This window comes from Curtobacterium sp. AC273 (assembly GCF_979253735.1).
In genome coordinates this window covers 245,143-257,355 of record NZ_CEEDDU010000001.1, presented here as the reverse complement: position 1 = coordinate 257,355, position 12,213 = coordinate 245,143, and the positions used below count along the sequence as shown (strand labels likewise).

Here is a 12,213-nt window from a genome sequence, read left to right as displayed (position 1 = left end):
GCAGCGCCGCGCGTGCGCCCGGGACTCGGGCGAACCCGCCCGGAACTCGGGCGAACCCGCCCGCAAGCCGGGCGAGCCCGCCCGCCTGGAACCCCGGGCGGGCGGGACCTCGTCAGCGGGCGTCGGCGCCGAGCAGGTCGTGCCGCACGACGATGGCGTCACGGCCCGGGCCGACGCCGATCGCGGAGATCCGCGCGCCGGACATCGCCTCGACCGCCAGGACGTAGGACTGCGCGTTGGCGGGCAGGTCCTCGAAGGTGCGGGCGCCGGTGATGTCCTCGGTCCAGCCCGGGAACTCCTCGTAGATCGGCTTCGCGTGGTGGAAGTCGGACTGGTTCACGGGGACCTCGTCCACGCGGACGCCGTCCACCTCGTACGCGACGGTGGACGGGGATCGTCGAGAGGCCGGTGAGCACGTCGAGCTTCGTGAGCACGAAGTCCGTCACGCCGTTCACGCGCGCCGTGTAGCGGGCGATCGGGGCGTCGTACCAGCCGCAGCGACGCGGACGCCCGGTGGTGGTGCCGAACTCGAAGCCGTTCGCGCGGAGGAACTCCCCCGACTCGTCGAAGAGCTCGGTCGGGAACGGGCCGGCGCCGACGCGCGTCGTGTACGCCTTGACGATGCCGATGATGCGCTCGAGCTTGCCCGGGCCGATCCCCGAACCGGTCGCGGCACCGCCGGCGGTCGCCGACGACGACGTCACGAACGGGTACGTGCCGTGGTCGACGTCGAGCATGGTGGCCTGGCCGGCCTCGAACAGGACGGTCTCGCCACGCTCGAGTGCGCGGTGGATCTCGAGTCCGGTGTCGGCGACCATCGGGCGCAGGCGGTCCGCGAAGGACAGCAGCGACTCGACCACTTCCTCCGGGTCGATCGCGCGTCGGTTGAAGACCTTCACGAGCAGGTGGTTCTTCTGGTCGAGGGCCGCTTCGACCTTCTGCCGCAGGATGTTCTCGTCGAAGATGTCCTGGATGCGGATGCCGACGCGGTTGATCTTGTCGGCGTAGGTCGGGCCGATGCCGCGACCGGTTGTGCCGATCTGGCGCTTGCCGAGGAAGCGCTCGGTCACCTTGTCGATCGTGCGGTGGTAGTGCGTGATGACGTGGGCGTTCGCCGACACGAGCAGCCTGGAGGTGTCGACGCCGCGGGCCTTGAGCGCGTCGAGCTCCTGGAAGAGGACCTCGATGTCGACGACGACGCCGTTGCCGATGATCGGGGTGACGCCGGGCGTGAGGATGCCGGACGGCAGCAGGTGGAGGGCGTACTTCTCGCCGCCGACGACGACCGTGTGCCCGGCGTTGTTGCCGCCGTTGAACTTCACGACGTAGTCGATGCGGCTGCCGAGGAGGTCGGTGGCCTTCCCCTTGCCCTCGTCGCCCCACTGGGCTCCGATGATGACTGCTGCGGGCATCTGGTTCTCCTCACGTTGGCGGAGGACCTCACGCGACCGTCGGGCCGGTGGTCCACCCGAGTCTATCGGCTGGTCACCCGCGTCACCCGGCGGCACGGCGCACCGTCGACGTCACGCGACCCGGTCGGGGTCCATCCGCGGCGTGGTGGGCAGGAATCCCCATCGTCGCAGTGACACCAGCCGCGCCGACCGTGCCCGTCGGGCCGCGGGGGCGCCCGCGGTCGGAGCAGGCCGAGGCACGTGACGAGCGCGAGTTCTGTGCGTTGCAGGATCGACACGATGCGAGACCGGTGCAGGGCAGTGACCCGGATGGCGCCGTCGGCCCGTGCGGCCTCGACCAGGCGGTGGAAGGAGGCCTCGGACGCGGAACCGGCGTGCTCCACCCGCGCCGCCCCGACCGCGATGAGCTCGTGCCCGGCGGCACGTGCACGCCGCGAGAGGTCGGCGTCCTCGCAGTACATGAAGAACTGCTCGTCGAACGGGCCGAGTCGACGCAGGACCGCGGTCGATGCGAAGAGCGCACCACCGCTCGACCTTCTCGACGTGCCGCACACCATCGGCTCCGAGCGCATCGGACCACCGCGCACGCTTGACGAGCCGCTCGCACGAGAAGTCCCAGTCGATGTACCGTCACGCTCGACAGCCCCGTCGCGGATCATCCACCCCGCCAGGAGCGCCCGGGGACGTCGGAGCGAGACCGCTCGGAACGCGCCGAGCGCGTGGTCGTCGAGAGCGGCGTCCGGGTTGAGGACCAAGACGGTCTCCGGCGGTGGCCGCGGCGACCCCGAGGTTGACCGCGGCGCTGAAGCCGACGTTGCCGGACGACTCCACCGCGACCGCGAGGATCGCCCTGCGGGACGAGGTCGAGCGGCAGGGTCCCGCCGTTGTTCACGAGGATCACGGTGGCGGCGACACCCGCACCGGCGGCCGATCGCGCGACCGACTCGAGGCAGCGCGCGAGGAGCTCGCGGTCCGAGTGGAAGTGCACGATGACGACGTCCACGACGGGCGGAGGAGAAGCGGGCATCCTCCTAAACTAGCATGTGATATGTCTATGCGCGTCAAAACCGAGCGCACCTGGAAGCCCGCGCACCGTGACCGGGGCAGCGTCGCACGCGTCAGATCCACCAGGGAAGGAGCACGACATGAGCAACCTCGGCGACAAGGCGAAGGACTTCGCGAACAGCGACAAGGGCGAGCAGGCGACGGACGCCGGTCTCGACAAGGCGGCCGGAGCGGCCGACAAGGCGACCGGCGGCGACCACGGCGACCAGGTCGACAAGGCGGAGCACGCGGCCGACGACAAGATCGGCGAGTAGGGCCGTCGACCCGACCGTCAACGGACTGAGGCGCGGTGCCAGCTGGCACCGCGCCCAGTGTGCGGGTGGTCGCGTCCCGAACCGCGCCACCTGGTCCGGATCAGCTCCGGAAGAAGTCCTGGTACGACGGGTCGCCGACCAGCTGTGAGTGGCCCGGCTCCGCCAGGCGCTGTTCGATCATGGACTGGATGACGTCGGGCGGGGTGAGTCCACGGCGACGCCACTCCATCGGGTTGGCCCGGAGCTGCTTCAGGGTGCTCTGCGTCTGCATGCCGCAATCCTGGCACCGTGTAACTAGTTCGCCTAACTACATGTCCTCGCGACGCACTGGAGGCCCCGGCACGGAGTGCACCGGGGCCTCGGTGTCAGCTGGACCGACTAGCGGCGGGAGACCTTCGCGGTCGGCTTCGACGTCGCCGAGCCGTCCTGGTACCCTTCGCCTTCGCGGTGACCTGCACCTGCAGGCGGTGTCCGACGTCGGACGACCCCAGCGTGTAGGTCTGCTTCGTCGCACCGTCCACCACGGCACCGTCACGGAGCCACTGGAACGAGTACCGCACGCCGTTCGCGTCCCACGAGCCGTGGTGCGCGGTGAGTCGCTTGCCGACGACCGTCGAACCGCTCACCGTCACCGCACTGCCCTTGCGGAGCGTGACCGTCGGTGTCGCGACGGTGGCGGACACCGTCTCGGCCTGGTCGCCGACCGCGTTGCCGAGGTGCAGCAGCAGGACCTGGGCGTTCGCGACACCGGTGCCGCGGGTGACCCGGAGCGAACCGCTGTCGGCGAAGAGCACGCCGCTCGTCTGGCCCTGCGCGAACGTGAGCGCCGGAGCCGTCGGGTCGTACGTCGACTCCGCCGTCTCGTCCACGACGTACGAGCCGCTCGTGGCCAGTGCCGGGGCGTACGCCGACTCGGTGAGGACCGAGTAGGTGAACGGCTTCGTGGCACCGATCGTCGAGGCCTGCACGGTGAGGACCTTGACCGCGCTGTCGAACGTGTTCACGTCCTGCCCGGGGGCTCCGCCGTTGAGCGGCTGCGCGTCGACGGTCTCACCGGTGGCGAGGTCGACCGTCGTGGCGAGCGTGGCGTCCACCGCGGCCGACTTCGCGTCGTACACCAGGTAGTCCGGCGTGCCGTCGCGGTCGGTGTCGATGAGCACCTCGACGTTGGTCACGGCGCCGGGGTTGGCGTCGGGACCGGCCGTCTGCACGCCGAACGCGAGCGTGTCGGAGGCCTTGTCGTAGTTCGCGCCGAAGGCACGGACGTCGGCCGCCTGCAGCGAGCGCTTCGCCGAACCTGCCGGGAAGGACTCCTGACCGTCCGTCCCACCGAGCACGAACGGTGCGACCGCCGCGTGGTAGCCGGTCGTCGCGTCGCCCTGGTCGACCGCGCGCCCGGTGAGCGCGAGGTCGGCCGTGCGCTTCGAGCCGTCGAAGGACACATTCCCACCGTGCACCGCGCTGACCGGCTTCGGGGCCACGTAGGCACCGAGGCGCAGCGGGTTGAGCGACTTGTCCGTGGGCGTGAAGGTCACGACTCCGGATGCCGCGGCGACGAACTCCCGCTGGTACCCCTGCTGCACGGATTCCTGGGTGGGGTCGATGACGCGACGGAGCTGCGTCGGGTCGGCGATCGAGAAGGTGAGCTTCACCGTCGCGGTGCCGTGCGGTCGCACGGTGACGCGCTTCGTGCTGAGCGCGAAGGCCACGCCCGGCTGCGACACCTGCGGCTGGTAGGCCACGTCGTAGGTGTGCGGTCGGCCGTCGGTGTTCTCGATCTGCAGGGTGCGGCTCTCGCTGGTCTTCGAGGCTACCTCGACGACACCGTACGAGGCGGTGACGAGCTGGTCGTTCTCGATGCTGCGGACCGTGGTGCCGGCGGTGACCGCCTGCAGTGCGTCGACGCGGCCGGTGCCCTGGCGGAGCAGGGTGGCGGTGCCGTCGCCCTGCTTGACGTCGTGGGTGGCCGTGTTCATGAGCGCGGCCTTCACCTGCGGTGCCGTCCACGTCGGGTGCGACTGGAAGGTCAGCGCGGCGATGCCCGCCACGTCCGGCGTCGCCATCGACGTGCCGCTCATCGACATGCGTCCGTCACCGGTGCCGTTGGCCGCGGAGATCACGTTGACCCCGGGGCCGGCGATGTCCGGCTTGACGATGTCGTCGAACGATCCGTGGACGCCCCGGCTGGTGAACGACGCGAGCGTGTTCACGGTCTCCGGGTCGGTGGCGAGTTCGAAGCCCTTGAGCTCGTCGGCGAACTTCACGTGCAGGGTCCCGGCCTGGGCTGCTGCCTGGAGGCTCGACACGCTGTCCTTGGTCAGCTCGGCTCCGGGATGGTCGCGTTCCCCGCGATGCCCGAGTCGAAGGTGTTGATCGTCCCGGCCAGGAGGACGCCGATGCCGCCGGCCGCCTGGACGTTGGTGAAGCGGACGCCGGAACCGCACTCGAGCTGGGCGTCGGTCCACTTGAGCCAGACGACCTTGCCCGCGATCTTCGCGGCCTCGTCGGCGCTGAACGCGCGCAGCCGTCGATGTTGGTCGTCGGGACGACGACGTCGCCCTCGATGGGCAGGTCACCCGTGTAGTTCTGCGAGTACTGCGCGCGCCAGGTCTTCGCGACGTCCGCCGGTGCGGTCGCCTCGACGCCGTCGTACAGGGACTGGCCGGTGGCGCTCGCGGCGACCGTGAGGGCACCCTCGGCGTTGCCCGGCGAACCGCCGATGTCGGTGAAGTCGTCGGCGTTGCCGGAGGCGATCACGGGCAGGACCCCGCGGGCGGTGAGGGCGTCGATCTTGGCGTTGTCGGGGTCGTCCGGCGCGCCGTAGTCGGAGCCGAGCGAGAGGTTGAGGACGTTGATGTCCTTGCCCTCGGTGAGCGCCTGGCCGACCCAGTCGAGGGCCGCGCCGGTGAGGTCGGTCGAACCGCCGCCGTCACCGAAGACCTTCAGGGCGTAGAGGCCCGCCTCGGGCGCGGTGCCCGGACCGATCCACATGTCCTGGACCTGCTGCGTCGTCAGCTTCGTGTAGTCGCCGTCGTAGCGTCTGCTTGTCGGCGTCGAGGCCGTAGCCGGCGATGGTGCCCGACACGTGGGTGCCGTGGTCGCCGCCCTTGCCGTCGATCGGGTTCTCGTCCGGCGCCGGGGTGGGGTCGTAGGCGGGGTCGCTCGAGTCCGCGTTGTAGGTGGGACCGGCGAAGTCGTAGCCACCGAGGTACTTGCTCGCGTCGAACCAGCTGGCGTCCGGAGCACCGGTGCTCGCGAGCGCCGCGTCGTAGGCGGCCGTGGTGCCCGGGCCGCCGAAGTCGGCCTGGGTGTAGTCGAGACCGGTGTCGAGCACGGCGACGTTGACGCCCTTGCCCGTGCGGCCGGTCTGCTGCCACGCGTCGAGCGAGCGCGTGTAGAGGTCGCTCGCGGCGTTCTTCGGCGAGACGCCGTCGGCGCCCGGCTTCGCCAGGCTCGGGTCGACACCGGACGGGGCCTTGCCGGAGTCGGCGTTGACCGTCGGGTCGACGACCTTCTTCGGCGTGAGCGGGATCACGCTCTCGACGTCCGAGCGGCCGGCGATCTCGCGGAGGGCTGCGACGTCGGCGACGACGGCGACGCCCGGCACGGTGTACTCGGTCGAGTAGAGCTCGGTCGCGTCGCCGTCGGCCCGCTTGACGGCGTCGGTGACGGCGTCGGTCGTCGAGGTGATGGCCTTGACGCGCTGCTTCGCGGCGGAGGACTGGGCCGTCGACTTCGTCAGGTCCCCGCCCTTCGCCTGGGCGTCGACCTCGAGGGCACCCTGGCCGGTCGTCCGCACGAAGGCGGCGATGGTCTTCGCGGGCTTGGCGTCACGCAGCGGCTGCGCGAGCTTGAGGTCCTGCCGCGGTCAGCCCCGACGGAGCCGCGGAGGCCGCTCCCCGACGGCGAGACCGCCGCACGCCAGAGCCGCGGCGGCGATGCCGGCGGTCAGGACGCGCGCGAAGCGGTGTGGTGTGGGATTCGGGTCGGTGTTCGGTGTTGCACGGTTCAAAGGGCGCACTCCCGGTTCGTCCGTGTTTCGCAAGGAATTGCTGTGAAGTTATGCGGTTCCTCTCAGGCGGCGCAGTCCGCTCTTTGGGGGACGCCCCTCGTTCGGGGGGTACAAGACCTGATAACTTGCACACACGTGTGCACGTTATTACGATGGACGCGTGACCACCTCCGACCAATCCGTCCGCGCGCCCCGCCGCGACGCGACCGAGAACCGGGCAGCGCTCATCGAGGCCGCGAGGACCGTCCTGCAGGGCGACCCGGACGCCTCGCTCGAGTCCATCGCCACCGCGGCCGGATTGTCGCGGCGTGCGGTCTACGGACACTTCCCCTCCGCGACGACCTCGTGCGCGAGGTCGTCACGGCCGGCGCCGCCCGCATCGCCGCCGCCATGCCGACCACCCCCGACCTCGGCGCGCTGCCGCCCGCCGCTCGACTGGCGGCCATCGCGGTGACGCTCTGGACCGAGGTCTCGCACGTCCGCTCGATGGCCCGGGTCGCGATCCGCAGCCCGTTCAGCGAACCGGTCGCCGAGGTGTTCGCCCCGCTGCGCGCCCAGGTCCGCGAAGCGTGCGCGCTCGGGATCGCCGACGGCGCCATGCGCGACGACGTCGACCCCGCCACGCTCGGCCGACTCTCCGTCGAGGGCGCCTGCATCGCCGTCCTCGACGAGGCCACCCGTTCCGGCACCTCCGACGAGGACGGCCGGCGCATGGTGGTCCTCTCGGCACTCGGCATGGCCGGCATCGACTGGCGCACCGCGATGCTCTCCGAGCCCGTCGCCCCGCTCCACCCCGAAGGACCCCGCATGACCCTCGAACTCGACCTCGTCGGCATCGGCGAGGAGCCCGGCGCCGCACTGCCCGTCGTCTCCGCCGTCGCCGCCCCCGGACGCCCGGGCGTGATCGCCGTCGAGACGGAGCAGGCTCCCGTCCTCGCCTCACTCGTCGCCGGCTGCCGCATGCAGCCCGACACCGGGCGGGTCCTGCTCGACGGCCACGACGACCCCGCCGGTGTCCGGAAGGCGTTCGCGCTCGTGGACACCCCCGGCGTCGCCGAACCGTTCCCGGTGATGACGCTCAAGCAGATCGTCCGCGAAGAACTCGCGTACGCCGGGCAGCGTCCCTCCCGCCAGCACGTCGACACGGTGCTCGACGAGCTCGGCCTGCAGCACTACGCCGACACCCACGTGCAGCGGGTCCCGACCGACGTGCGCGTCCGGCTGCTCGTCGAGCTCGCCCTGCTGCGCGACGGCGTGACCGGGCTCGTGCTCACCTCGCCCGAGCGGCACGGCGGCGCCGTCGAGGGGTGGTTCGCCGTCGTCCGCGACGTCGCCCGCCGCGGCGTGACCGTCGTGCTCGTGACCTCGAAGGCCGCTGCGGCGACCGTCGAGACCCTGCTCGACACCGTCGGCGTGCCCGACACCACAGCCCAGACCGAGGGTCCCGAGGACGCGACCCGCCCCGCCGGAGACGACCCGCGCCTCCAGTCCGACACCGACACCCTGCCCACGGAGGCGACCGCGTGACCACCACCTCGCTCGTCCGCGCCGAACTGGCGCGACTCACCGCGACCCCGCTCGCACGACTCGCGTTCATCGCGCTCATGGTCGTGCCGCTGCTCTACGGCGGCGCCTACCTCTGGGCCAACCGCGACCCGTACGCGAAGCTCGACCAGGTCCCCGCGGCGATCGTCGACCAGGACGCCGGCGCGACCCTCGACGGCGACCACGTCGACTACGGCAAGGACGTCACGAAGGAGGCCATCGACGGTGCCGACTTCAAGTGGACGAAGACCACCGCGGCCGACGCGCGTTCCGGCGTGCGGAACGGCACGTACGACTTCGTCGTGACGATCCCGCACGACTTCTCCGAGTCCCTGGTGTCGGCGCAGTCCGACGACCCGAAGCGGGCGAAGCTCGTGATGACGACGGCGGACACGAACTCCTACCTGGCGTCGACCATCGCCGAGCAGGCCGGCAAGACGATGCGCACCGCGGTCGCCGAGCGGGTCGGCAAGCAGGCGGCGAAGACCCTGCTCGTCGGGCTCGCCGACGTCCGCGACAGCCTCGGTGACGCCGTCGACGGAGCCGGGCAGCTCGCGACCGGGGCGTCCGACGCCGCGACCGGGGCGGCGACGCTCGCGGACGGCACCGGCAAGCTGTCCGACGGCGCGTCCGAGCTCGCGAAGGGCACGGCGCAGCTGCCCGCGCAGACGACCAAGCTCGACGCCGGTGCGCAGCAGGTCGCCTCCGGCGCGGCCACCCTGTCGTCGGGGCTCGCGACCGCGAAGCAGCAGACCGCGACGCTGCCGGCCGACACGACGAAGCTGAACGCCGGTGCGCAGAAGGTCGCCGCCGGCAACAAGCAGCTGGCCGACACGGTCGACGCCGCGAGTGACGACGTCGACGCGCTGCAGCCGGTCGACGCCGACACCGTCCTCGCCCAGATCCAGGCGAACCTGCCCGAGGGCGTCACCCTGACCGACGAACAGACCGCCGCGATCACGAAGGCCGTCTCCGACGTCAACAGCGCCGGTGCGCAGGCGAAGACCACGTACGAGACCACCAAGTCCTCGGTGGACCAGCTGCGCGACGGCTCCGCCCAGGTGGCTGCGGGCACCGCCGCGCTCGCCAAGGCCGCGCCGACCCTGAGCTCCGGCATCTCGTCGGCCGCGACGGGGGCGTCCGAGCTCTCCGCCGGCTCCGGCAAGGTCGCCTCCGGCACCGCGGCACTCGCGAAGGCCGCGCCGACCCTGTCGTCCGGTGCGTCGGCGCTCGCCACGGGGGCCGCGTCCGCCGACAAGGGCGCGGACTCGCTCGCGTCCGGCCTGACGAAGCTGCAGACCGGGTCCTCCGAGCTCGCGTCGAAGCTCGACGACGGGCGCACGAAGATCCCGGCGTCGACCGCCTCGCAGCGGAACGACCAGGCGTCGGTGATCTCGGACCCGGTGAAGGTCGGGACGGGACGACGTCGCCAAGGCCTCGAACTACGGTGCCGGCCTCGCGCCGTTCTTCATCTCGCTCGCCGCGTGGATCGGCATGTACGCGCTGTTCCTCATCCTCAAGCCGATCTCGAAGCGGGCCATCACCGCGGTGCGGAAGCCCCTCGCCGTCGTGTTCGGAGGGTGGCTGACGCCCGCGCTGCTCGGGGTCGTGCAGATGGTGGCGCTGTTCTGCATCGTGCGGTTCGCGCTCGACCTGGACGTCGTGCACGCCGGCGCCACGATCGGCATCATGGTGCTGGCCTCGGCGACCTTCGCGGCGATCATCATGGCGCTCAACGTGCTGCTCGGGTCCGTGGGGCAGTTCCTCGGCCTGGTGCTCATGCTCGTGCAGCTCGTGACCGCCGGCGGGACGTTCCCCTGGCAGACGCTGCCGGGGCCGTTGGCCGCGTTGCACTCGCGCGCTGCCGATGACGTACTCGGTCGACGCGATCCGGCAGACGATGTACGGCGGGAACCTCGGCGCGGCGTGGTCCGACGCAGGCGTGCTGCTCTGCTGGCTGCTCGGCGCGCTGCTCGTGTCGTTCGTGGTGACGGCGCGGCAGACCCGGTCGCGGACGCTGCGCGACCTTGCGGCCGAGCCTGATCGGGTAGGGGGCGGGCGCGCCGCGCGGGGGGGCTTTCGTCGAGGGAGCAGTAATCGTCGGTGTGCCACGGAGCACCCGACGATTCCTGCTCCCTCGATCGCTCGTGCCGTGCCGTGCCGTGCGGTGCCGTGCGGTCAGCGTTGCCGACGGCTGAGCGGGACGTCCGCCATGCCGCCGCCGAGGAACCGCATGTCCTCGGGAGCGAAGTCATCGCGTTCGTCGGGGCCGAGCACGGCCGACGCGTCGTCGACCGGACGGAAGCCGATCAGCTCGCCCGCACCGAGGTCCGCGGGAGAGCCGGTGTTGTCCGAGACGGCCCAGACCACGTGGTGCCCGGGCTCCGTCAGCTTCGTGGTCGCGAGGACCAACCGGGCGAGGTCGTCGGGCGATGACCACAGCAGCAGCGCCCGTCGCGATGACGGTCGCTCGCCGAACGCCCCGATCCGTGCCGAGACGATCGACATGTCGTACCGGTCGGCGAACAGACTACCGAGCAGTTCCATCGCGGCCTTCGTGACGCCGTAGTACGTGTCAGGTCGTGGAAGCCGATCCCCCCCACACGCTCGTCGCCGTCGGTCGGCTCGGGCACCCTCCCGACCGCGTGCACCGAGCTGGCCTGGACGACGCGTCGGACGCCGGCGACCGCTGCCCGCTCGAGCACGTTCTTGGTGCCCGTCAGGTTCGCTGCCACGAGGGCGTCCCACTCGTCCTCCGTCGGGATGCCGGCGAGGTGCACCACCGTGTCGACCCCGATGAGGGCGTTGTCCAACGCGCCCGGGTCGTTCACGGACCCGATGACGAGGCGCTCGCCCGAGGACACCGGTTCGGCCGGCTCGTGTTCGTCGAGGAGGACCAGGTCGTGCCCGGCTGCGAGGAGCCGCGGACGCAGTGCCGATCCGATCCGTCCCGCAGCTCCGGTGATGAGGAGGGTCGCCATGCGGCGGACGTTACCCGCGCTCCCGCAGGAGCGTCCCGAGCTGCACGATCGGCTCATCGGCGTCGTCTGCCAGGTCGGACCTCGTCCACCGCAGCACCGTCCAACCGAGGCGGGCGCACTCACGGTGGCGCCGGACGTCGAGCGCCCACTGGTGCGGGTCGCTCCGGTGGTGGTCCCCCTCGTACTCGATGATGATGCGCTCCGCCGGGTACGCCATGTCGACACGAGCCACGAAGCGGCCTCGCTCGTCGTGGATCTCGACCTGCAGGTCCGGTTCGGGGAGGCCGGAGCGCACGACGCGGAGGCGCGCCCGCGTCTCCTGCGGCGACCCTGCGCCCCGACGCACGAGGGTGAGGGCGAGGCGCAGCAGACGTGCGCCGCGGCACCGTCCCCGCTGTGCGAGGGCTGCATCGAGGCCCTCGATCGTCGTCCGGCATCGCGACTCGGTGACGATCGCGTCACCGAGGACGACCAGGTCGTCGAGTCCGAGCAGCGTCCCGCACTCGACCCACGCCATCGCAGGCGTGCTCGCCGGTACGCCCCACCGGTCCGCGACCACCGCGTGCCCTGGATCGACGTGGTGGCCGACCACCCCGGTCCTCCTCGGCTGGGCGGCGGGGCGGCGGGTGCTGATGTGGATCGGACCGTCCTCGAACGCCCGGGGAAGGGGCAGTTCCCACAGCTCCACCGCGGTCGTGTGGCTGATGAACTGCCCGGGCAGGAGCACCGGCCGGAACGACCTGATCCGTCCGATGCCCTGCGGGGGACGCGCTCGATGCCATCCGGACCGACCTGGTCGGACGGATGAGATCCTGCCGGCGGAGTCGCTCGTCGGACGCCCCGGCGCGACGGGCGGTCGCGACGTCGAACGGCCGATGTCGGACGGTGGGCGGAAGTGCACGTGGACGCATGAGATGACCCTCGCGCTGCAAAGGGCAGCCGCT

General features: G+C 71.5%; 13 protein-coding genes and 2 pseudogenes. 5 read left to right on the top strand and 10 right to left on the bottom strand.

Features of this window, described 5'->3' with window-relative positions; all coding sequences use genetic code 11:
- Window positions 1–112: 112 nt before the first annotated feature.
- The 3 genes and pseudogenes from ACZ8AI_RS01595 to ACZ8AI_RS01585 form a co-directional block, all read right to left on the bottom strand.
- Window positions 113–1,412, bottom strand: a pseudogene (locus ACZ8AI_RS01595) (adenylosuccinate synthase).
- 62 nt (window positions 1,413–1,474) lie between these two features.
- The gene (locus ACZ8AI_RS01590; RefSeq protein WP_464855987.1) at window positions 1,475–1,984 is read right to left on the bottom strand and encodes a glycosyltransferase family 2 protein; all 510 of its coding nucleotides are present in this window, start codon (window positions 1,982–1,984) and stop codon (window positions 1,475–1,477) included.
- A gap of 83 nt (window positions 1,985–2,067) precedes the next feature.
- A complete protein-coding gene (locus ACZ8AI_RS01585; RefSeq protein ID WP_464855985.1) occupies window positions 2,068–2,415 on the bottom strand; it encodes a hypothetical protein in 348 nt (115 codons plus the stop codon).
- 142 nt (window positions 2,416–2,557) lie between these two features.
- On the opposite strand from ACZ8AI_RS01585, the gene ACZ8AI_RS01580 reads away from it, so the two are divergent.
- Complete coding sequence (locus ACZ8AI_RS01580) at window positions 2,558–2,731, top strand: Rv0909 family putative TA system antitoxin (RefSeq protein ID WP_464855983.1); 174 nt, start codon at window positions 2,558–2,560, stop codon at window positions 2,729–2,731.
- Window positions 2,732–2,831: 100 nt separating this feature from the next.
- Here the strand turns inward: ACZ8AI_RS01580 and ACZ8AI_RS01575 are convergent, their stop codons facing one another.
- From ACZ8AI_RS01575 to ACZ8AI_RS01560, 4 genes are all read right to left on the bottom strand, one after another.
- Window positions 2,832–3,002: a hypothetical protein gene (locus ACZ8AI_RS01575; RefSeq protein ID WP_464855981.1), complete on the bottom strand. Its 171-nt coding sequence runs from the start codon at window positions 3,000–3,002 to the stop codon at window positions 2,832–2,834.
- A 94-nt stretch (window positions 3,003–3,096) separates the two neighbouring features.
- Complete coding sequence (locus tag ACZ8AI_RS01570; RefSeq protein ID WP_464856364.1) at window positions 3,097–4,941, bottom strand: S8 family serine peptidase; 1,845 nt, start codon at window positions 4,939–4,941, stop codon at window positions 3,097–3,099.
- The gene (locus ACZ8AI_RS01565; RefSeq protein WP_464855979.1) at window positions 4,823–5,722 is read right to left on the bottom strand and encodes a S8 family serine peptidase; all 900 of its coding nucleotides are present in this window, start codon (window positions 5,720–5,722) and stop codon (window positions 4,823–4,825) included. Before ACZ8AI_RS01565 ends, ACZ8AI_RS01570 begins: the two co-directional genes overlap by 119 nt.
- Complete coding sequence (locus ACZ8AI_RS01560; protein ID WP_464855977.1) at window positions 5,661–6,530, bottom strand: S8 family serine peptidase; 870 nt, start codon at window positions 6,528–6,530, stop codon at window positions 5,661–5,663. The genes ACZ8AI_RS01565 and ACZ8AI_RS01560 overlap by 62 nt, the downstream gene beginning before the upstream one ends.
- Window positions 6,531–6,903: 373 nt before the next feature.
- Here ACZ8AI_RS01560 and ACZ8AI_RS01555 point away from each other — a divergent pair, with 373 nt between their 5' ends.
- The 4 genes and pseudogenes from ACZ8AI_RS01555 (at window position 6,904) to ACZ8AI_RS01540 (ending at window position 10,331) form a co-directional block, all read left to right on the top strand.
- Entirely contained in the window at window positions 6,904–7,197 is a 294-nt protein-coding gene (locus tag ACZ8AI_RS01555) for a TetR/AcrR family transcriptional regulator (RefSeq protein ID WP_464855975.1), read from the top strand.
- Window positions 7,089–8,270 carry a hypothetical protein gene (locus ACZ8AI_RS01550; protein ID WP_464856406.1) on the top strand — a complete coding sequence of 394 codons (1,182 nt, stop codon included), beginning with the start codon at window positions 7,089–7,091 and terminating at the stop codon, window positions 8,268–8,270. The genes ACZ8AI_RS01555 and ACZ8AI_RS01550 overlap by 109 nt, the downstream gene beginning before the upstream one ends.
- Window positions 8,267–8,938 (top strand): annotated as a pseudogene (locus ACZ8AI_RS01545) (YhgE/Pip family protein); the annotation flags it as partial. The gene ACZ8AI_RS01550 and the pseudogene ACZ8AI_RS01545, both read left to right, overlap by 4 nt.
- 820 nt (window positions 8,939–9,758) lie before the next feature.
- A complete protein-coding gene (locus tag ACZ8AI_RS01540; RefSeq protein ID WP_464856362.1) occupies window positions 9,759–10,331 on the top strand; it encodes a YhgE/Pip family protein in 573 nt (190 codons plus the stop codon).
- A gap of 135 nt (window positions 10,332–10,466) precedes the next feature.
- Here ACZ8AI_RS01540 and ACZ8AI_RS01535 read toward each other — a convergent pair whose 3' ends face one another.
- From ACZ8AI_RS01535 to ACZ8AI_RS01525, 3 genes are read right to left on the bottom strand one after another with little or no spacing between them, the layout of a single operon-like run.
- Window positions 10,467–10,700 (bottom strand): hypothetical protein, encoded by a 234-nt coding sequence (locus tag ACZ8AI_RS01535; protein ID WP_464855973.1) that lies wholly within the window; start codon window positions 10,698–10,700, stop codon window positions 10,467–10,469.
- Window positions 10,676–11,269 (bottom strand): NAD-dependent epimerase/dehydratase family protein, encoded by a 594-nt coding sequence (locus ACZ8AI_RS01530; RefSeq protein ID WP_464855971.1) that lies wholly within the window; start codon window positions 11,267–11,269, stop codon window positions 10,676–10,678. The genes ACZ8AI_RS01535 and ACZ8AI_RS01530 overlap by 25 nt, the downstream gene beginning before the upstream one ends.
- A 10-nt stretch (window positions 11,270–11,279) precedes the next feature.
- Window positions 11,280–11,996, bottom strand: a complete 717-nt coding sequence (locus tag ACZ8AI_RS01525; RefSeq protein ID WP_464855969.1) for an endonuclease domain-containing protein — start codon at window positions 11,994–11,996, stop codon at window positions 11,280–11,282.
- Window positions 11,997–12,213 lie beyond the last annotated feature (217 nt).

What these genes read in the sequence shown, in the direction of transcription:
- ACZ8AI_RS01590 (WP_464855987.1), bottom strand. Translation starts at nt 1,984, where the DNA reads ATGCGCTCGGAGCCGATGGTGTGCGGCACGTCGAGAAGGTCGAGCGGT.
- ACZ8AI_RS01580 (WP_464855983.1), top strand. Translation starts at nt 2,558, where the DNA reads ATGAGCAACCTCGGCGACAAGGCGAAGGACTTCGCGAACAGCGACAAG.
- ACZ8AI_RS01575 (WP_464855981.1), bottom strand. Translation starts at nt 3,002, where the DNA reads ATGCAGACGCAGAGCACCCTGAAGCAGCTCCGGGCCAACCCGATGGAG.
- ACZ8AI_RS01565 (WP_464855979.1), bottom strand. Translation starts at nt 5,722, where the DNA reads ATGTGGATCGGTCCGGGCACCGCGCCCGAGGCGGGCCTCTACGCCCTG.
- ACZ8AI_RS01530 (WP_464855971.1), bottom strand. Translation starts at nt 11,269, where the DNA reads ATGGCGACCCTCCTCATCACCGGAGCTGCGGGACGGATCGGATCGGCA.